This is a genomic window from Kineococcus radiotolerans SRS30216 = ATCC BAA-149, assembly GCF_000017305.1.
GTDB lineage: Bacteria > Actinomycetota > Actinomycetes > Actinomycetales > Kineococcaceae > Kineococcus > Kineococcus radiotolerans.
Genome location: NC_009664.2, coordinates 3,365,426 through 3,384,661, shown reverse-complemented (window position 1 = coordinate 3,384,661; position 19,236 = coordinate 3,365,426). Strand labels below are relative to the sequence as shown.

The following is a 19,236-nucleotide window of genomic DNA, read 5'->3' as shown; positions in this document are numbered from 1 at the left end:
GGGACCCGGTGACTGCCGTGGATTCGCCGCGCTGCGCGGGGCGACCAGAGCGGTCCGCGTCCTGCACGCAGCTGCTAGCGGGCAGCCACCTCACGCGTCCGATGAGAAACCATGTGTTCGGACCACCTCCTTCCCGTGTCCTCCAACGGTACGACTGCACCCGCGCGGTTGTCACCCCGAATCCCGGGACCGGTCGCGAGGACCCGCACCGCCCGCGGCGGGCGCGGCACGGGGGCGGCGCGGGCGCGGCGCGCGGGCGGCTTGTGACGGCGGGCGCCGTGGGCCTACAGTGCTCGCCGACGGAGTTGTTGTCAGAACCACCCTTACTGAGGCGGGGCCCGGATCCGTGAGCACGTCCCAGCAGGCGATCCTCGTCGCGGTGTCGACGCTGATCTTCGCCCTGCTCCCCGACCGGGGCGGGGACGTGCGGGTCCACCTGCCGCTGGTGCGGCGCACCCGCGAGCCCCACGACGGGCAGTGGGCGCTGCCCGGCGGCTGGGTCCGCACCGCCGAGAGCCTCAGCGACGCCGGGCGCCGGACGCTGGCCGAGACGACGGGCCTGCGCCCGCGCTACCTCGAGCAGCTCTACACCTTCGGGCGCCCCGACCGCTCCCCCGGCCAGCGCGTCGTCTCCGTCGTGTACTCCGCCCTGGTGCGCAACCACGAGGCGGCCGCGGCCGTCGAGGGCGAGAACGTGCGCTGGACCTCCGCCGACGACGCGGTGGGCCTCGCCTTCGACCACGACGAGATCGTGCAGTACGGCCTGTGGCGGCTGCGCACGAAGGTGCAGCACGCCCACGTCGCGCAGCACTTCCTCGAGGAGCGGTTCTCCCTCGCGCAGTTGCGCGAGGTCCACGAGGCGGTGCTGCAACGTCCCCTCGACCCCGCGAACTTCCGGCGCCAGGTCGAGGCGTCGGGCACCGTGGTCGAGACCGGGGAACGCCAGACCGGCGGGCGGCACCGCCCGCCGAAGCTCTACCGCGCCGTCGTCCCGGAGGGGTCGGCCGGCCCGCTGATGACCGCCGGTCCGCTCGCCTGAGCCGGCCGCCCCACCCCCGAACTCCCCGAAACCCCCGCCCCCCCCCGGTCCTGAGAGAAGGCTGTCCGATGGCGTCCGTCCCCACCCAGATCGCCCTGCTCACCCGCGCCCCGGGAGGGTCCGACGCCACCTGCGACCCGGACCTGCCCACCGCGCCGTGGCAGTTCGACGCCGTCCCCGGCGCGCCCCTGCCGCTGCCGACCTACGGCGCCGGTGCGTCGCGGCAGGACCCCGTCCCCGCCGGTTCCCCCGTGCAGCAGCAGATCCCCGCCGAGTACCGGTTGCTGCCCGCCGAGGAGCTGCACCGCCGCATCGTCGCCGCGAAGGCCGCCCTGGGGTCGCGGGTGTCCATCCTCGGGCACGCCTACCAGCGCGACGAGATCGTCGAGCACGCCGACTTCGTGGGCGACTCCTTCCAGCTCGCCCAGCAGTCCCAGCGCCACCCCGAGGCGGAGTTCGTCGTGTTCTGCGGGGTGCACTTCATGGCCGAGACCGCCGACCTGCTGACCACCCCCGACCAGCCGGTGATCCTGCCCAACCTGGCCGCCGGCTGCTCGATGGCCGACATGGCCGACATCGACTCCGTGCAGGCCTGCTGGGAGCAGCTGGAGGCGCTGTACGGGACCGAACCCGACGCCGACGGGCGCGTCCCGGTGATCCCGGTGACGTACATGAACTCCGCCGCCGCCCTGAAGGGTTTCTGCGGCGCGCACGGCGGGATCGTCTGCACCAGTTCCAACGCCCGCGAGGTCCTGGAGTGGGCCTTCGAGCGCGGGCAGCGCGTCCTGTTCTTCCCCGACCAGCACCTGGGCCGCAACACGGCCAAGGCGATGGGCGTCGACGTGGCGCGGATGCCGGTGTGGGACCCGCGCAAACCCCGCGGCGGGAACTCCGCGGAGGCGCTCGCCGACGCGCGGGTCGTGCTGTGGCGCGGCTGGTGCTCGGTGCACCAGCGGTTCACCGTCGAGCAGATCGCCGCGGCCCGCGCCGCGAACCCCGACGTGCGGGTCGTCGTGCACCCGGAGTGCCCGATGGAGGTCGTCGACGCCGCCGACGAGGCCGGGTCCACGCAGTACATCCAGCGCGTCGTCGACGCCGCCCCGGCGGGCACGGCCTTCGCCATCGGCACCGAGGTGAACATGGTCCGCCGCCTCGCCGACACCCGCCCGGACCTGACGATCGACTGCCTCGACCCCGTCGTGTGCCCGTGCTCGACGATGTACCGCATCCACCCCGCCTACCTCGCCTGGGTGCTGGAGTCGCTGCTGGAGGGCCGGGTCGTGAACCGGGTCAGCGTCGACCCCGACGTGGCGGCGAACGCGCGCACGGCGGTGGAGCGCATGCTGGCCGTGCACCCGTGAACCCCCGGGCCCGGGCCGCGGAGGAGCTGCGGACCGACGTGCTGGTCGTCGGGGCCGGGATCGCGGGACTGACGGCCGCGCTCGAGGCCGCCCGCACCGGGCGCGTCGTCCTGGCCACCAAGACCGCGCTCGGCGACGGCAGCACCCACTACGCCCAGGGCGGGATCGCCGCGGCGGTGGACGCCGCCGACGTCGCCGCCCACGTCGCCGACACCCTCGCCGCCGGGGCCGGCCTGTCCTCCCCCGCCGCGGTGCGGGCGTTGTGCGCGGGCGGGCCGGCCGCGGTCCGCGTCCTCGCCGAACGCGGCGTGGAGTTCGACCGGGGTTCCACCGGCGGCTGGGCCCTGGGCCTGGAGGCCGCGCACTCGACCTCGCGCATCCTGCACGCCGGGGGCGACCGGACCGGGGCCGCGATCTCCGCCGCCCTGGCCGCGGCCGTGCGCCGCAGCGACGTCACCGTCCGCGAGGAGGCGTTCCTGGCCGGGCTGCGCACCGAGGACGGCCGCGTCGTCGGGGCCGACCTGCTGGTGGGCGACGAGGCCGGGGGGCCCGCGCACGTCCTGCGGGTCACCGCCGACGCCGTCGTGCTCGCCACCGGCGGCGCGGGGCAGTTGTTCAGCCGCACCACCAACCCCGCGGTCGCGACCGCCGACGGCCTCGCCGCGGCGTTCCGCGCCGGCGCCGCGGTCGCCGACCTGGAGTTCTTCCAGTTCCACCCGACGGTGGCCGCGCTGCCCTCCCCCTTCCTCGTCTCCGAGGCCGTCCGCGGCGAGGGCGCGGTGCTGCTCGACGCGGCCGGGCACCGGTTCGCCGACCGCGCCGACCCGCGGGGGGAGCTCGCCCCGCGCGACGTCGTGGCCCGGGCCATCGCCGCGGCCATGGCCGAGCACGGCGGGGCGCCCGTGGTCCTCGACGCCACCGGGGTCTCGGCCCGCCTCGGCCGCCCCTTCGCCGAGCGCTTCCCCGGCATCGCCCAGCTGTGCGCCGAGGCCGGTCTCGACCCCGAGACCACCCCGATCCCCGTGACCCCCGCCGCCCACTACTGGATGGGCGGGATCCGCACCGACGCCGCGGGGCGCACGACGGTGCCGGGCCTCTGGGCCGCGGGCGAGGTCGCCTGCTCCGGGGTCCACGGCGCGAACCGCCTCGCCTCGAACTCCCTGCTGGAGGCCCTCGTCACCGGCGGGCAGGTCGCCGAGGACGTCCGGCGCGGGCCGGGAGCCGCGCGGTTCCCCGACGACGAGGTCGTCGAGGTTCCCGGGCCCGCGCTGCCCCTGGCCGCCCACGTCGGCCGCCGCGACCTGCAGGCGGCCCTGTGGGAGCACGCCGGCGTCGTCCGCGACGCGGCGGGCCTGGCCGTGGCGGCGAAGCTGCTCACCCCCCAGGAGGACCCGGTCGAGATCGCCCCCGACGACCTCGGCGTCCCCCGCTCCACCCGCGAGGACGCCAACCTCGTCCTCGCCGCCCGCCTGCTCGTGGCCGCGGCCACCGCGCGCGAGGAGAGCCTCGGTGCGCACTTCCGCAGCGACGACCCCACCACCCCGGCCCACCCCGTGCGCCGTTCGTTCCGGAGGACCGCGTGAACCCCACCACCGCGGCGGTCGTCGCCGCCGCCCTCGCCGAGGACGCGCCCTGGGGCGACGTCACCAGCGAGGCCCTGCTGCCCGAGGACGCCCTCGCCGACGCGCAGCTGGTGGCGCGCGAACCCGGGGTCCTGGCCGGGACCGACGCCGCCCGCGAGGCCTTCACCCGCGCCGCGGGGCTCACCGGCGGGTCCCTGGACCTCCTGGAGCTCGCCGGCGACGGCACCCGCTTCACCGCCGGCCAGGCGCTGGGCCGGGTCCGCGGGCAGGCCCGGGCCGTCCTGCGCGCCGAGCGCGTCGCGCTGAACCTGCTGCAGCACCTGTCGGGGATCGCGACGCACGCGGCGCAGTTCGTGGAGGCCGTCGCCGGCACCGGCGCCCGGATCGTCGACACCCGCAAGACGACCCCCGGGCTGCGCGCCCTGGAACGCGCCGCGGTGCGCGCCGGGGGCGGGCACAACCACCGCTGGTCGCTGTCGGACGCCGTGCTGGTCAAGGACAACCACCTCGCCGTCCTGCTCGCCGAGGGCCTCGACGTCACGACGGCGCTGCGGGGGGTCCGCGCCCGCGTCCCGCACACCACCCGGATCGAGGTGGAGGTCGACCGCCTCGACCAGCTCGACGCCGTGCTCGCCGCGGACGTCGACGTGGTGATGCTGGACAACTTCCCCCTGCCCGACCTCGCCGAGGGGGTGCGGGTGGTCCGCGCCCGGTCCCGGGCCCTGGTCGAGGCCAGCGGCGGGGTGCGCCTGGACACCGTGCGCGCCATCGCGGGGACGGGCGTCGACCTGATCTCCGTCGGGGCGCTGACCCAGAACTCCCGCACCCTGGACCTGGGGCTGGACACGACGGTCCGGGGGGCCCGCGCGTGAGCGTCTACCTGGACCACGCCGCGACCTCGCCCCCGCGCCGGGAGGTCCTCGAGGCGGTCTGGCCCTACCTCACGCAGGTCACCGGGAACCCCTCCAGCAGCCACGAGGCCGGCCGGGCCGCGAAGGCCGGGCTCGACGCCGCCCGGCAGGTCATCGCCGACGTCCTCGGCGCCCGCCCCGGGGAGGTCGTGCTCACCTCCGGGGGCACCGAGGCGGACAACCTCGCCGTCACCGGCATCGCCACCGCGAACCCCCGCGGGCGCCACGTCGTCGTCTCCGCCATCGAGCACCCGGCGGTCCTGGAGACCGCCCTGGCGCTGCGCGGGGACGGTTTCACCGTCGACGTCGTCGGGGTGGACGGGGACGGCCTCCTCGACCTCGACGCCCTGGCGGCGGTGCTGCGCCCGGACACCACCCTCGTCTCGGTCATGTACGCCAACAACGAGATCGGCACCGTGCAGCCGCTGGCGGAGATCTCCCGGCTCTGCCGCGCGCTCGGGATCCCGCTGCACACCGACGCCGTGCAGGCCGCCGGCCACCTCCCCCTCGACGTCGCCGAGCTCGGGGTCGACGCCCTGTCCGCCTCGGCCCACAAGTTCGGCGGGCTGCGGGGGGCGGGGTTCCTCTGGGTGCGCGGCGCGGTCCCGCTGGTGCCGCTGCTGCACGGCGGCGGGCAGGAACGCGGCCGGCGGTCGGGGACGACGGACGTCGCCTCCGCGGTCGGCACGGCCGTCGCCCTGCACGCCGCGGCGAGCACCCGGGAGGCCGAGGTCGCCCGGCTGACGGGGTTGCGGGACCGGCTGGTCGACGGTGTCCTCGCCGGCGTCCCCGGGGCGCGGCTCACCGGTCACCGCACCCGCCGGCTGCCCGGTCACGCCTCGTTCTGCTTCGCCGGGGTCGGCGGGGAGACGGTGCTCGCCGAGCTGGAGCAGGTCGGCATCGTCTGCTCCAGCGGCTCGGCGTGCTCCGCCGACTCCGACGACGCCTCCCACGTGCTGCTGGCGACCGGGCTGGACCCCGACGTGGCCCGCACCGCCGTCCGGTTCACCCTCGGCCCCACGACGACCGCGCCGGACGTCGACGCGGTCCTGGACGCCCTGCCCGGGGCCGTCCGCGCGGCCTCCCGGTGATCCGCACGTTCGCCCCCGGCGACCTCCCCGAGGTGCTGGACGTCTGGCGGGCCGGCGGGCGCGACCCGCTGCCCGCGGCGGAACTGGACGCCGTGGCCGCGCACGCGCCCGAGCTCCTGCTCGTCGCGGACGAGCCCGGCGCGGGCGTCGTCGGGGTCGTGGTCGGCACCACCGACGCCCGCCGGGGCTGGATCCACCGCCTGGCCGTGCTGCCCGCCCACCGCCGCCGCGGGCTGGCCGGCGCGCTGGTCACGGAACTGGAGCGGCGGTTCACCGCCCGCGGGCTGACCCGGGTGAACCTGCTGGTGCTGCCGGGGGACGAGGACGCGCAGCGGTTCTGGGCCCGGCGGGGGTACGCCTCCTGCCCCGACGTCCTGCGCACCCGGGACCTGGCCTGACCGGGCCCCCCGAGCGGAGGAGCCCGGGGTGGGCCGGCCCGGGGGTCGGGCGGCTCAGGGCAGGGCGGCGGTCCCCGCGGGCGCGGGGCCGGTGGGGAGCCACGGCGTGCGGGCGCGGAGGGCCCGCAGGAGCGAGACGAGCGCGATGACGCCGGCGGCCCCGCCCCACGCGGCCACGACGACCTCCACGGGCGGGACGATCGAGTTGGCGACCGCGCCCGGCAGCGCGAGGACGAACCACTCGGGCCGCCGGGCGAGGGCTCCCAGCGCCACGACGGGCAGGGCGTACCAGGCGTAGTTCGGGGTGAGCACGAGCAGCGTGGTGCCGTACAGGACCACCGCCCCGACGAACGGCTCCAGGGGGTCGCTGCGCCACGCGACGGCGAGCGCGACGGCGAGCAGCACCGCCGCCGCCACGCCGCTCCTGGCCCCGGGCGGCACCTGCAGCACGGCCAGGACGGAGAACTTCCCGGTCCCGGAGTCGAAGCCGTTCTCGTCCAGGTAGCCGCCGAGGTAGCCGAAGACCAGCGCGCCCGCGCCGGCCACGTAGGGCACGTAGGTGGCGGCGACGGTGAGCAGGGCGACGGGCGCCGCGAGCCACGAGGAGGGGCGGTGGCGGAGGGGCACCACGACCGGCAGCAGCGCCAGCGGCAGGAGCTTCGCGGAGACCGCGACCCCCAGGGCCACGCCGCCGAGGACGCGGGCGAGCACGCCCCGCCGCCAGCTGAGCAGCGCCAGGGCCACCACGGCGGCCGCCGCGGCGAGGACGTCGACGTGGGCGCCGCTGCCCGTCTCGGCCAGCGTCACGGGCGCCCACCCCCACAGCAGCGCCCAGCGCGGGTCGCCCCCGCGGCGCGCGAGCACCACGCCGATGACGGCGGTCGTCAGCAGCGCCAGCAGCGCCGAGCCGATCTGCAGGCCGAGCGTCCCCGCCGACCAGGGAGTCACCGCCGCCACGGCCGCGAACCAGGCCTCGGCGGCCGGCGGGTAGATCGTCACGGTGCGCGGGCGGTTGATCCGCACGCGGGGGTCGTCGTGGATGACGGCGTCGAAGGCCGCGCGGTCCTCGGGCAGGTCGCGCACCGTGGACAGGCCGCCCGCCTCCCCCGGGCCCAGGCCGGGGAACAGGATCGGGTCGCGCAGCCGGGCCAGCGCGTCGTCGCCCGGGGCGTAGCGGTAGGGCGAGACGCCGGCGAGCTGCACGCGGCCGTCCCACACGTAGCGGTAGGCGTCCGTGGACGAGAGCGGGATGGACGTGAGGGCGGGCAGCTGGCACAGCGCGGCGAGGAGCACCACGAGCCCCAGCGCGCGGCGGCGGGTGCGGGCGGTGGCGGGGGCGGGGGCCCGCAGCGCCCACCAGGCGCTGAGACCGAAGGCCGCCCAGCTGGCGAGGAGCACCGCGAGCCACGGGCCGCGGGCCGCGCCCATGGGCCCGACGACGAGCATGGCGACGGCGGCCGCCACGCTCACGGCGCCGGCGACGACCAGCCGGCGCACCGTCCGGGTCTCCGCCCCGGTCTCCGCCGCGGTCCCCGCCCCGGTCCCCGCCCCGGTCCCCGCCCCGGTCACGGGGACTCGCGCGGCCGCGCCGCTGTCGTCGTGCACGGACAGGACCCTCCCACCCGGCGCGGGGACCCGCCCGCCGGTCGGCGGGTCCGGCGTCAGACCGCCGCACCCTCGCGGTGGGCCCGCAGCCGCGGCGGGACGACGTCCTCGCGCGGGGCGGTGGGGCGGAACGCGAAGCGGTCCACGCCCAGGCCGCGCAGCACCCCCTGCTCCACGGGCGAGGAGGCGCCGTCCTCGCGGTCGAAGCGCAGGGGTTCGCGCAGGCTCAGCGGCGGGTTGGTGATGAGGCGCTGGGCGCGCAGGACGTTCTGCGAGGTCGCGTGCAGCACGAAGGGGTGCATGAGGACGACGTCGCCCTGCTTGCCGGTGAGCTCGACGAACTCGTGGCACTCCCGGATCAGCGGGGTCGACTGGAGCTCGTCGGGCAGGACGCCCTCGGGGCGCTCGGCCAGGAACCGGGCCACGACCCCCACGGAGTCGGTGGCCACGAACGTGCCGCCCCCCTGGGAGAGGACGTCGGTCCACAGCACGATGGTCAGCAGCCCCTGCTCGGGGGAGTCCAGGAAGTGGCGGAAGAAGTCGCCGTCCTTGTGCCAGCCGCCGACGTCGGCCGAGGGCGGGTCGAAGGGGCGGTCGGCGCCGACCCCGAGGTTGGCGATGATCCCGTCCGACCACCGCCAGGGGGTCTGCACGCGGTCCTCGCCGCCCAGCAGCTGGCAGGCCGCGGCGAAGGCGCGGGGGGCGAACTCGGCGGCGTCGAGGTGCTGCTCGGAGGGCAGGTGGACGCGGGGCCGGTCCCAGGTGGTGGGGTCGTCACGGTCGACTCCGAGGCGCTCCCAGGCGCGGTCAACGACGGGGGCGGCGGCCTCGGCGTCGAAGCAGCCCTCCAGGACGACGTAGCCCTTCTCCAGGAAGTGCTCGACCTGGGCGTCGTCGAGCGGGGCGGTGGTGGTGCTGGTGCTCACGGGGTTGTCCTCACGGGGTGGGGGCGTCAGCCCTTGAAGGCGCCGTCCATGATCCCGGAGACCATCTGCTTTCCGAAGAAGGCGAACAGCACCAGGAGCGGGACGGTGACGAGGAAGGAACCGGCCATGGCCAGGCCGAGGTCGACGGAGATGTTGGACTGCAGGGCCTTGATGGCGATCTGCGCGGTGTAGGTGTCCGGGGACTTCAGGACGATGAAGGGCCAGAGGAAGTCGTTCCAGGCGTTGACGAAGCCGAGCAGCCCGAGGACCGCGGCCGCGGGCCGGACGACGGGGAAGGCGATGCGGGCGAAGATCTGCCACGAGTTCGCCCCGTCCATCCGCGCCGCCTGCAGCAGCTCGTCGCTGATGGTGGCGCTGATGTGCTGGCGCATCCAGAAGATGCCGAACGCGCTGACCAGGCCGGGCACGACGAGGGCCTGCAGGGTGTCCACCCACCCCAGCCGGGAGATGATCATGTACTGCGGGATGACGGCCAGCTGTGCCGGAACCGTCATGGTCAGGACGAGGACGAGGAACAGCACGTCCCGCCCGCGGAAGGTCATCTTGGCGAAGGCGAAGCCGGCCAGCGAGCACAGGAACGCCTGGCCCACGGCGATCAGGGCCGCGACGACGAAGCTGTTGAAGAGCGAGCGCAGGAACGGCACCGTCTCGAAGACGAGCCTGAGCAGCTCGGGGAAGTTGCCGCCGGGGACCACGCGCGGGGGCAGCTGGGTGGCCGCCTCCGAGCCGACGGAGGAGACGACGAACATCCAGTAGACCGGGAAGACGCACGCGGCGGCGGCCAGGGTGAGGATCACGTACGTGTACCAGCGCACCCGGACGATGCTGCGCCGCCGGGGGGTCCGCGGCGTCCGGGCGCGGAGCTCGTCGCGGCGCGGCGGGTCGGTGGTGGTGGCCATGGTCAGCCCTTCTTCCCGAGTCGGCTGGAGAGCAGGAAGTTGATGAACGCCACGACGACGATGATGGCGAACAGCGCGACGCCGATGGCCGAGCCGTAGCCGAACTTGAACGACCCGAAGCCCTGGTCGAACAGGAAGAGCGAGAGGGTCTGGCACTGGCGCGCCGTCCCGCAGGTGAGCGTGCCGTTGGACAGCAGCAGCGGCTCGGTGAAGATCTGCAGGCCGCCGATGGTGGACATGATGACGGTGAAGACGATGACCGGGCGCAGCGAGGGCAGGGTGATGTGCAGGAACTGCTTGACCGGCCCGGCGCCGTCCATGGCGGCCGCCTCGTAGAGGTCGCGCGGCACGGCCTGCAGCGACGCCAGGTAGAGCAGCGTGTTGTAGCCGAACCAGCGCCAGATGACCATGACGGAGATGAGCAGGTGGCTGCCCACCGGGGTGGACATGAAGTCGATGTGCTCGACGCCGATCAGGCCCAGGAACCAGTTCAGCAGGCCGTAGTCGCGGTTGAAGAGCTGGGCGAAGACGATCGCCGTCGCCGCGACGGAGGTGATGTACGGCAGGAGCATCGCCATGCGGAAGAAGTTGGCGAAGCGCAGGAAGGCGTTGTTGAGGACCTGGGCCAGGATCAGCGCGATGATCAGCTGCGGGACGGTGGAGATGATCCAGATGCTGAACGTGTTGCGCAGGGCGTTCCAGAAGCGCGGGTCCTGCCCGAGCTGGCGGAAGTTCTCCAGGCCCACGAACGTCTTGTCGCCGATCGGGTTCCAGTCGAACAGCGACACGTAGAAGGTGAACAGCAGCGGGAAGAGGCCGAAGATCAGGAACAGGACGTAGAAGGGCGCCACGTACCCGTAGGGCGCCAGCCGTTCCCAGCGCTTCTCCACGGGCCGGGTCGCCGTGGCCGGTTTGACTCCCTTCAGGGTTCCGGGGGTCAGGGTGGCGCTCATCAGGCGCCGATCGCCGTCTTGATGTTCTTGACCGCGGTGTCCCACGCCGCGTCGGCGGGGGCGCCGTCGCCCTCGACGCCGTTGAGGCCGTTGAGCAGCTCGGTGCTGATCTCGGTGTTGTACTCGCCGTTGACGAAGGGCTTCAGGCCCAGCACGGCCTGGGTGAAGATCTTGCCGGTGGGGGCGCCGCTGAAGAAGGGGTCGGTGTGGTTCACCAGCTCCGGCTTGTCGTAGTTCACCGGGGTGGTGGGCAGGGAACCGGAGTCCACGAAGTGCTTGAGCTGCTGCTCGGGGGACTGCATCGTCGACGCGTACTTCCACGCCGCCTGCGGGTTGGCCGCGCGGGCCGGGATGGCGAGGTAGCTGCCGCCCCAGTTGCCGCTGCCGCCGGGGATGGTGGCGATGTCCCACTTGCCCTCGGTGTCGGGGGCCGCGGAGCGGATGGAGCCGAGCATCCAGGACGGTGCGGCGACGGCGGCGAAGGCCCCCTTGGCCATGCCGGCGTTCCAGCCGTCGGTGAAGCTCTCCAGCTTCGCGGTGATCCCGGCGGCGATGGCCTTGAGCCCGAGGTCGAAGGACTCCCGGACGATGGGGTTGGTGTCGTAGACCACTTCGCCGTCGGCGGAGTAGTACTGCTCCTCCCCCTGCGAGACGGCCTGCAGGAAGACGGTGGTGGCCGCGTTGTCGATGAACGCGTTGCCGGTCGCCTGGGTGTAGCGCTGGCCGGTGGCGATGAAGTCCTCCCACGTCGGCCACAGCGCGCTGACCTCGTCGCGGTTGGTGGGCAGCCCGGCCGCGGCCATGAGGTCGGTGCGGTAGGCGACGCCCATGCCGCCGACGTCGGTGGGGATGCCGATGACCTCGCCGGACTCGGCGGTGGCCTGCGCCATCACCCAGTCCACGTAGTCGTCCTGGATCTCGTCGGCGCCGAGGGTGGTGAGGTCGATGAAGTTGCCGGGGTTCTTCATGAACTTGGGCAGGTCGCCGGCCTGGATGAGCACCAGGTCGGGGACCTTGCCGCCGGCCAGCGCGGTGGTCAGGCCCTGCGCGGTCTCCTGGGCGTTGCCGACCTCGGTGAGCTTGACCGTGACGTCGGGCGCGAGCGCCTTGTACTCCTCGACGGAGTCCTTCTGGTTGATGCCGGTGAAGGACCAGAACTCGAAGGTGTTGGGGTCGCTGGAGCCGCCCGAGCCGGACGAGCAGGCCGAGGCGGTGAGGGTGAGACCGCCGGCGAGGCCGCCGAGGGCGAGGGCGCGGCGACGGGACATGGACAGCGACAGCGACTTGCGGGACGGCGTGTTCACGCGAGGTCCCTCCTTCGGGAGTCGTGGGGTGGGGTGGTCGGGGGGTGGGGGTCAGGCGTCGACGGTGAAGCTGACGGTGGCGAAGCTGTGCGCGGGCAGCGTCACCCGCAGCACCCCGCCCTCCACGGAGAGGTCGTCGAGGTCGCGCACCTGCACCGGGGTGTCGGTGGCGGTGTTGTGGGCCGTGACCGTCTCGGCGCTCAGCAGCCGCCCGACGGGGGCGCCCACCGCGGAACCGCGGACGTCGAGCTCCACGACCAGCGCCTCGGTGGCGTGGAGGTTGCTCAGCGAGACCAGGACGCTGCCGTCCTTGGTGCTGGCCGACCCGGAGAACGTCGGCAGGCCGGTGCCGTCGACGTCGCGCACGGGGGTCTCCCCGCGCACGGTCAGCGGCAGGGAGGCCGCGTCCTGGTGCCCCTTGTTCATGGCGAACACGTGGTAGCTGGGGGTGAGGACGAGCGCGTCGCCGTCGGTGAGCAGCATGGCCTGCAGGACGTTGACGGTCTGGGCGATGTTGGCCATCACCAGCCGGTCGGCGTGGCGGTGGAAGGCGTCGAAGTGGACGCTGGCGACGAGGGCGTCGCGCACGGTGTTCTGCTGGAAGAGGAACCCGGGGTTCGTACCCGGTTCGACGTCGAACCAGGTGCCCCACTCGTCCAGGACCAGGCCGACGCGCTTGTCGGGGTCGTAGGCGTCCATGACGTGGGCGTGCCCGGCGATGATCCGCTCGATCTCGGTGGCCTTGACCATGGTGCGGTAGTACTCGTCGTCGTCGAACCGCGTCGCGGAACCCTTCTCCTCCCAGGTGGGGCCGACGATCGTGTAGTGGTGGAAGGAGATCGCCTGGTAGGTGTTCTTGCCGTGCCCGGTCACCTCGCCGTCGCCGAGGTAGCGGCCGAGGTTCTGCAGGAGGACCTCGGTCCAGCGGTAGTCGGCGTCGGCCGCGCCGGCCGCGATGCGGTACAGCCTGTTGTCGCCGTGGTCGAGGCTGTACGTGCCGTACTGGCGGGCGAGTTCGGCGTAGGCGCCGGAACTCATGCCCCCACCGCACCCCCAGGGTTCGTTGCCCAGGCCCCAGAACGGGACGGTCCACGGCTCGTCGCGCCCGTGGCTGCGGCGCAGCCGGGCCATGGGCGAGTCGTCGGCGCGGGTGAGGTACTCGATCCACTCGGCGGCCTCGCGGACGGTGCCGCTGCCGACGTTGGCCGAGACGTAGGGGTCGGCGCCGAGGAGTTCGCACAGGGCCATGAACTCGTGGGTGCCGAAGGAGTTGTCCTCCACGACGTCGCCCCAGTGCGAGTTCACCATCGCCGGGCGGTCCTCGCGGGGGCCGACGCCGTCGCGCCAGTGGTAGGTGTCGGCGAAGCAGCCGCCGGGCCAGCGCAGGTTGGGGATGTCCAGCGCCCGCAGGGCCTCGACGACGTCCAGGCGCAGCCCGCCCTCGTTGGGGATCTCGGAGTCCTCCCCCACCCAGAACCCGCCGTAGATGCAGCGGCCGAGGTGCTCGGCGAAGTGCCCGTAGAGGTGGCGGTTGATGCGCGGGCCGGGGAGGTCCACGTCCAGCACGGCGCGGACCCGCGTCGCGGGGGCGGGCGGGGCGTCGGGGGTCGGGTCGGCGACGGTCAGGGACTCGTCCACTCGGTGGTCGTCGGTGAGCACGAGGGCCTCGCAAGGTGGTGGGGAGGCAGCCGGGCCGGGCGCACCGGACCGCTGCGTTCGTGGTGCGGGCCGTCCCGTCCGCCCCCTTCGGCGGACCGCGACCCTGCGTGTATCGATATAGTGCGGGGGGCGCCCGGTCGTGTCAAGGGGATCGGGCGGGTCTGCCTGTAACTTCTGCACCACGGCAGGAACCGGACCGACCGGCCTCCGCCGCGCCCGAGGAGGAGATCGCCCGTGGTCACGATGCGCGACGTGGCGGCGGAGGCGGGCGTCTCGGCCATGACCGTCTCCAACGCGCTCACCGGGCGCCGTCCGGTGAGCGAACCGACCCGCCGGCTGGTCATGGAGACGGTCGAGCGCCTCGGCTACCAGGTCAACGTGGCCGCCCGCAGCCTGCGCCAGGGCCGCACCGGGGTCGTCGGCGTCGCCGTCCCCACCCTGGACAGCCACTACTACAGCCAGCTCAGCCACCGCCTCGTGGTGGCGTTCTCCCAGGCCGGCCTGGCCACGGTCGTCGAGGAGACCCACGCCAGCCGCGAGGGTGAGCTCGCCGCCTTCCGCGACTCCCGGCTCAACGCCTACGACGGGCTCGTCATCGCCGCCCTGGGCCTGTCCGAGCGCGAGATCAACGCCCTCAGCCGCGAGGTGCCGGTGGTGGTGCTCGGGGAGCAGGAGCTGCACCAGACCGTCGACCACGTCAGCATGCCCAACGTCGCGGGGGCCGAGGCGGCGACCCGGCTGCTGCTGGACCGCGGCTGCCGCCGGCTGGCCCTGGTCGGCTTCCCCACCCTCGAGGACGTGGAGAAGGTGCGGCTGCCCGAGGGAGCGGCCTTCTCCCTGCGCACCGAGGGCTTCCTCCGCGCCGCGCGCGCCGGCGGGGCGGACGTCACCTCCTCGCACCACGGCGTCACCCAGGCGGCGGGGGTGCTGTGCGCGCAGGACCTGCTGGGCCGCCCGGAGCGGCCCGACGGGATCTTCTGCGTCACCGACACCCTGGCCTTCGGGGTGGTGCGCGGCCTCGCCGACGGCGGGGTCCGGGTTCCCGACGACGTCCTCGTCGTCGGTTTCGACGACGTCGAGGACGCCCGCTTCCACGTCCCGTCGCTGTCCTCGGTGGCGCCGGACCACGACGGTCTCGTCGCGGAGTCCGTCCGGCTGCTGCAGCGCCGGATCCAGGACCCCGCGGCCACCCCGACCGACGTCACCGTGTCCTTCGAGCTCGTGGAGCGGGAGTCGACCACCCGCCCGGCCCGGCCGGCCCGGCGGACCCGCGGGGCCCGGCCGGCCCGCTGAGCCGCCGGGGGCCGCTCAGTGCAGGGTGTCGTCGCGGCGCGGGGGTTCTGGTTCCCGCAGGGTGGCCCGCAGCACCACCCCCACGGAACTGGGACGCCGGTCGGGCAGGTCGACCTCCAGCGCCTCCGCGGTGCGGCGCACCACCGCCGGACCGTCGGCGCCCAGGACGCGGACGTCCTCCAGCTCCCCGGCCACCAGTCCCGAACCCCGGCCCCAGGCCCGGACGCGGGCGACGCCGTCCTCCGGCCAGGCCAGGACCAGCGCGTAGAGGCGGGTCCCGCCGGGTTCGTCGCGCTGGGTGAAGCGGACGTCGGCCCCGGTGTAGGTGCGCTCGGCGGCGTCCACGAAGGAACCGGCGGGCAGCGAGGTGGGGCCCTCGCCCGGGATCGTCCAGGGACGGCTGCCGTAGACCGCCTCGCCGTTGACCTGCAGCCAGTCCCCGATCTCCTCCAGCAGGGCCACCTCGGCGGGGTCGATGGTGCCGTCGGCCTTCGGGCCGACGTTGAGCAGCAGCACGCCGTTCTTGGCCACGACGTCGACGAGGTCGCCGACGAGCTCGGCCATGGTCTTGTACCGGTGCCCCTCGACCCAGCTCCACGAGGTGCGGCCCACCGAGGTGTCGTTCTGCCAGACCTCGGGGTGGGTGCCGGCCAGCGCGCCGCGCTCGACGTCGAGGACGGCCGACCCCTCGGCGAACGCGGACCACTTGTAGTTGATGACGACCTCGCGGCCCCAGGCGTGGGCGGAGTTGTAGTAGTAGGCCGCGAGCAGCCGCAACCACGGCTCGAAGGCCGGGCGCTCGATCCACCAGTCGAACCACAGCACCTGCGGGCGGTAGCGGTCGATCAGCTCGACCGTGCGCAGCAGCCAGTCCTCCAGGAACTGCTCGTTGGGGGCGGTCTCCTCGCGCATGGCGGGGCCGTAGAAGTCGGCGTTCGCCGGGTCGCGGACGTCGGAGTCGAAGGCGCGACCGCCGTTCATGAACCACCAGTGCTCTGCGCGGTGGCTGGAGGCGCCCAGCACCATGCCCGCGTCGCGGACGGCGGAACCCAGCTCCCCCAGCACGTCGCGCTGCGGTCCCATCGCGCGCGCGTTCCAGCGCGAGCGCGCGGTGTCGTACATCGCGAACCCGTCGTGGTGCTCGGCCACCGGCACGACGAACTGCGCCCCGGCGCGCTGGAACGTCTGCGCCCAGGCGACCGGGTCGAAGCGCTCGGCGCGGAACAGCGGCACGAAGTCCTTGTAGCCGAACTCGTCGTGCGGGCCGTGGGTGGTGCGGTGGTGCTCGAACTCGGGGGTCCCCCGCTGGTACATCGTCCGGGCGTACCACTCGTTGCCGAAGGCGGGGACGGAGTAGACCCCCCAGTGGATGAAGATCCCGAACTTCGCGTCCCGGTACCACAGCGGGGCGCGGTACCGCTGGAGGGAGCTCCACTCGGGCTGGTACGGGCCGGCGGCGGCGACCGCGCGCACCCGCGCCAGTTCCGCGTCGTCGCGGCCCACCGGGTCGTGGGCACCGCCGGGTCGCTGCTCGTCCACGGGTGTCCGTCCTCTCGTCGTCACGGGGTCCCCGCCGGGGCGGTGCGCACCCCGACGGTCAGGATCAGGTTGGCGCACAGCCGCTGGTCGGCGGTGGCGACGACGAGGGCGACGTCGTCGGCGCGCGACTGCGCGTAGAAGGCCCAGCGGTCGACGGCGCTCAGCGCGGCCCGCTCCCCCAGCAGCCGGGCGTAGTCGTCGTGGGCGGGCACGGGAGCCCCGTCCGGGGAGGCCATGACGGTGGCGGCCTCGACGGGCACCGCCCCCAGCAGGGGTTCCAGCACGTCGAGCACCGTGACCAGGCCGGGGCGCAGGTTGAGGTGGACGACCGGTACGGAGGGGTTCGTCCCCGCGCGCAGCGGGAAGTTCCCGTCGGCGAGGACCACGCGGTCCCCGTGCCCGGCCGCGGCCAGCCCGGCCAGCAGCTGCGGGTGCAGCAGGTCGTAGGTCAGCACCGTCGTCCCCCGCTCACCGCTCGGTCCAGCCGACGATCGTCCCGTCCTCGTCCCACAGGTCGCGCCAGGACTCCGCTCCCGGCCAGAGGAACACCTGCCCCTTGATGAGGCGCTCCCCCCGATCGGCGGCGGCGAGGTCGGCGACCTCCTGCGCGGTGAGCGGGTCCTCGACGACGGCGCGCAGGTTGGCGGTGTACTGGGCGGGTTTCACCGAGAACGGGATGGGTACCTGCCCGCGGGCCACGGCCCACTTGAGGCAGACCAGCGCGGGGTGGACGCCGTGCTCGCGGGCGATCCGCACCACGACGGGGTCCTCGGTGTCCACGACGTCGCCGGGGGTGCGGTCGCGCTCGGGGCGCGAGGGGGAACCGAGCGGGGAGTAGCCGACGGGCTGGATCCCGTGGCGCACGCAGTGCGCGAACAGCTCCGGCTGCTGGAAGCAGGGGTGCAGTTCCATCTCGTTGAGCGCCGGGGGGATGCGGGCGTCGCGCAGCAGCAGGTCGAGCTTGGCGACGGTGGTGTTCGAGGTGCCCAGGTGGCGCACGAGCCCGGAATCGACGAGACCCTCCAGCGCCCCCCACAGCGCGAGGTACGCGTCGTGGTCGTAGGGCCGGGCGCGCGGGTCGCGGGCGTCGGTGTCGGCCATCGGCGGGTGGTGGTTGGGGAACGGCCAGTGCACGAACACGGCGTCGAGGTGGTCCAGGCGCAGGTCGCGCAGGGAGCGGTGCACCGAGGCGACCGCGTCGGCCGGGGCGTGCGCGTCGTTCCACACCTTGGACACGACGAACAGCTCGTCGCGGTCGACGCCGCCGGCGACCGCCCCGGCCAGCGCCTCGCCGACCTGCGCCTCGTTGCCGTAGACGGCGGCGCAGTCCACGAGGCGGTACCCGGCCGCGACCGCCCCGGCCACGGCGGCGGCGACCTCGGCGGGGCTGTAGCGGTCGGACCCGAAGGTCCCGATCCCGATGGCCGGCACCGTCGCTCCCCCGCGCAGTTCCCGCCGCGGCACCAGCGCCGGGTCGACGGGGGCGTGCTCGTCGGACATGGTCTCCCTCGATCGTCTCCGGGTGCCCCGACGCTAGACGAAACGATTCGCGCCGACAAGGGGCCGGAGCCGCCGTCAGCGGGCGGGCGGGCCGACCGAACCGCCGCGCACGTAGTCCCCGGTCAGGACCAGCCGGCGGGCGGGCGCCTCCCGGTCCCCGTCCGGGTCCAGCCGGTCGCGCATGAGGTCCACCGCGGCCGCGGCGATCTCCCGGACGGGTTGCACGAGGACGGCGGTGCGGGGCCGGGTGAGGGCCGCCACCCGGGCGGCGTCGAACCCCACGAACGACACCTCCCCCGGCACGTCGACGTCCGCGTCGGCCAGCGCCGTCAGCGCCCCCAGGGTGAGTTCGTGGTTGGTCGCGTAGACGGCCGTGGGCCGGTGGCGGCGGGCCAGCAACCGCCGCATCCCGGCCCGCCCGCCCTCCACCGTCAGGGGGCAGGTCACCACCGCGCCGCGGCCCAGCGGGACCCCCGCGGCGCGGGCGGCGGCGCGGAAACCCTCCCGCCGCTCGCGCAGGCTCCACAGGTCCTCGGGGCCGGCCAGGACGGCGAGGTCGCGGTGCCCGTGCGCGACGAGGTCGTCGAGCACCCGCTGCGAGGCCCCGGCGTTGTCCAGCACCACGGTGTCGCTCGCGAGGTCGCTCACGAGCCGGTCCACGAGGACGAGCGGCACGCCCCGGGACGCCGCGCGCCGCAGGGCGTCCACCTCCCCCGCCGGGGGGACGGCGACGATCCCGTCCACCTGGTGGTCGAGCAGTTCCGCGGCCCCGCCGCCGGAACCGCCGACCCGGTGCCCGGAGCGCACCAGGACGCTGACCCCGTGCGCGGAGAACGCCCGCTCCACCCCGGCCACCACCGAGAGGTGGAAGTCGTTGTCGAGCTCCGGGACCAGGACGCCGACCGTCCGCGAGCGCCGGGTGCGCAGGCTGCGGGCGACGGCGTTCACCCGGAAACCCAGGTCCCGGGCGGCCGCGTCGATGGCGAGGCGGTTGGGCTCCCGCACGGTGCCGCCGTTGAAGTGCTTGGAGATGGTGGCCAGCGAGAGGCCGGTGAGCCGCTGGATGTCCTTGTAGGTGGCCGGACCCGCCGCACCCGCCGGCCCCCGGCCCGCGCCGCGCACCCGCTCGTCCCCGGTCACGGCGCCATGCTGGC

General features: G+C 74.6%; 17 protein-coding genes. 7 read left to right on the top strand and 10 right to left on the bottom strand.

Features of this window, described 5'->3' with window-relative positions; genetic code table 11:
- The first annotated feature begins 346 nt into the window (after nt 1-346).
- From KRAD_RS16160 to KRAD_RS16135, 6 genes are all read left to right on the top strand, one after another.
- A complete protein-coding gene (locus KRAD_RS16160; protein ID WP_041292157.1) occupies nt 347-1,039 on the top strand; it encodes an NUDIX hydrolase in 693 nt (230 codons plus the stop codon).
- Between the two features lie 68 nt (nt 1,040-1,107).
- Nucleotides 1,108-2,400 carry a quinolinate synthase NadA gene (gene nadA, locus KRAD_RS16155; RefSeq protein ID WP_012086718.1) on the top strand — a complete coding sequence of 431 codons (1,293 nt, stop codon included), beginning with the start codon at nt 1,108-1,110 and terminating at the stop codon, nt 2,398-2,400.
- Nucleotides 2,397-3,983: an L-aspartate oxidase gene (nadB, locus tag KRAD_RS16150; RefSeq protein WP_012086717.1), complete on the top strand. Its 1,587-nt coding sequence runs from the start codon at nt 2,397-2,399 to the stop codon at nt 3,981-3,983. Before nadA ends, nadB begins: the two co-directional genes overlap by 4 nt.
- Entirely contained in the window at nt 3,980-4,855 is an 876-nt protein-coding gene (gene nadC / locus KRAD_RS16145; RefSeq protein ID WP_012086716.1) for a carboxylating nicotinate-nucleotide diphosphorylase, read from the top strand. Before nadB ends, nadC begins: the two co-directional genes overlap by 4 nt.
- Nucleotides 4,852-5,985 carry a cysteine desulfurase family protein gene (locus tag KRAD_RS16140; RefSeq protein WP_012086715.1) on the top strand — a complete coding sequence of 378 codons (1,134 nt, stop codon included), beginning with the start codon at nt 4,852-4,854 and terminating at the stop codon, nt 5,983-5,985. The genes nadC and KRAD_RS16140 overlap by 4 nt, the downstream gene beginning before the upstream one ends.
- Complete coding sequence (locus tag KRAD_RS16135; protein WP_012086714.1) at nt 5,982-6,383, top strand: GNAT family N-acetyltransferase; 402 nt, start codon at nt 5,982-5,984, stop codon at nt 6,381-6,383. The genes KRAD_RS16140 and KRAD_RS16135 overlap by 4 nt, the downstream gene beginning before the upstream one ends.
- A gap of 54 nt (nt 6,384-6,437) precedes the next feature.
- Here KRAD_RS16135 and KRAD_RS16130 read toward each other — a convergent pair whose 3' ends face one another.
- The 6 genes from KRAD_RS16130 to KRAD_RS27645 are packed head-to-tail and all read right to left on the bottom strand — an operon-like array spanning nt 6,438 to nt 13,729.
- Nucleotides 6,438-7,988: an MptA/MptB family glycosyltransferase gene (locus tag KRAD_RS16130; RefSeq protein WP_012086713.1), complete on the bottom strand. Its 1,551-nt coding sequence runs from the start codon at nt 7,986-7,988 to the stop codon at nt 6,438-6,440.
- Nucleotides 7,989-8,044: 56 nt separating this feature from the next.
- Nucleotides 8,045-8,914 carry a phytanoyl-CoA dioxygenase family protein gene (locus tag KRAD_RS16125; RefSeq protein ID WP_012086712.1) on the bottom strand — a complete coding sequence of 290 codons (870 nt, stop codon included), beginning with the start codon at nt 8,912-8,914 and terminating at the stop codon, nt 8,045-8,047.
- A gap of 26 nt (nt 8,915-8,940) precedes the next feature.
- Nucleotides 8,941-9,834 (bottom strand): carbohydrate ABC transporter permease, encoded by an 894-nt coding sequence (locus KRAD_RS16120; protein ID WP_012086711.1) that lies wholly within the window; start codon nt 9,832-9,834, stop codon nt 8,941-8,943.
- Between the two features lie 2 nt (nt 9,835-9,836).
- Nucleotides 9,837-10,787 (bottom strand): carbohydrate ABC transporter permease, encoded by a 951-nt coding sequence (locus KRAD_RS16115; protein WP_012086710.1) that lies wholly within the window; start codon nt 10,785-10,787, stop codon nt 9,837-9,839.
- Nucleotides 10,787-12,091 (bottom strand): ABC transporter substrate-binding protein, encoded by a 1,305-nt coding sequence (locus KRAD_RS16110; protein ID WP_012086709.1) that lies wholly within the window; start codon nt 12,089-12,091, stop codon nt 10,787-10,789. Before KRAD_RS16110 ends, KRAD_RS16115 begins: the two co-directional genes overlap by 1 nt.
- A gap of 51 nt (nt 12,092-12,142) precedes the next feature.
- Entirely contained in the window at nt 12,143-13,729 is a 1,587-nt protein-coding gene (locus tag KRAD_RS27645; protein WP_275263082.1) for an alpha-N-arabinofuranosidase, read from the bottom strand.
- 264 nt (nt 13,730-13,993) lie between these two features.
- On the opposite strand from KRAD_RS27645, the gene KRAD_RS16100 reads away from it, so the two are divergent.
- Nucleotides 13,994-15,043, top strand: coding sequence for a LacI family DNA-binding transcriptional regulator (locus KRAD_RS16100; RefSeq protein ID WP_012086707.1), 1,050 nt, complete (start codon nt 13,994-13,996; stop codon nt 15,041-15,043).
- Nucleotides 15,044-15,058: 15 nt separating this feature from the next.
- Here the strand turns inward: KRAD_RS16100 and KRAD_RS16095 are convergent, their stop codons facing one another.
- From KRAD_RS16095 to KRAD_RS16080, 4 genes are all read right to left on the bottom strand, one after another.
- Nucleotides 15,059-16,582 (bottom strand): alpha-L-fucosidase, encoded by a 1,524-nt coding sequence (locus tag KRAD_RS16095; RefSeq protein ID WP_157873628.1) that lies wholly within the window; start codon nt 16,580-16,582, stop codon nt 15,059-15,061.
- A gap of 20 nt (nt 16,583-16,602) precedes the next feature.
- Nucleotides 16,603-17,037, bottom strand: a complete 435-nt coding sequence (locus tag KRAD_RS16090; protein ID WP_012086705.1) for an RbsD/FucU family protein — start codon at nt 17,035-17,037, stop codon at nt 16,603-16,605.
- Nucleotides 17,038-17,050: 13 nt separating this feature from the next.
- The gene (locus KRAD_RS16085; protein WP_012086704.1) at nt 17,051-18,082 is read right to left on the bottom strand and encodes an aldo/keto reductase; all 1,032 of its coding nucleotides are present in this window, start codon (nt 18,080-18,082) and stop codon (nt 17,051-17,053) included.
- Nucleotides 18,083-18,157: 75 nt separating this feature from the next.
- Nucleotides 18,158-19,222 (bottom strand): LacI family DNA-binding transcriptional regulator, encoded by a 1,065-nt coding sequence (locus KRAD_RS16080; RefSeq protein ID WP_049821240.1) that lies wholly within the window; start codon nt 19,220-19,222, stop codon nt 18,158-18,160.
- Nucleotides 19,223-19,236: the final 14 nt, after the last annotated feature.

What these genes read in the sequence shown, in the direction of transcription:
- nadA (WP_012086718.1), top strand. Translation starts at nt 1,108, where the DNA reads ATGGCGTCCGTCCCCACCCAGATCGCCCTGCTCACCCGCGCCCCGGGA.
- KRAD_RS16120 (WP_012086711.1), bottom strand. Translation starts at nt 9,834, where the DNA reads ATGGCCACCACCACCGACCCGCCGCGCCGCGACGAGCTCCGCGCCCGG.
- KRAD_RS16115 (WP_012086710.1), bottom strand. Translation starts at nt 10,787, where the DNA reads ATGAGCGCCACCCTGACCCCCGGAACCCTGAAGGGAGTCAAACCGGCC.
- KRAD_RS16100 (WP_012086707.1), top strand. Translation starts at nt 13,994, where the DNA reads ATGCGCGACGTGGCGGCGGAGGCGGGCGTCTCGGCCATGACCGTCTCC.
- KRAD_RS16085 (WP_012086704.1), bottom strand. Translation starts at nt 18,082, where the DNA reads ATGTCCGACGAGCACGCCCCCGTCGACCCGGCGCTGGTGCCGCGGCGG.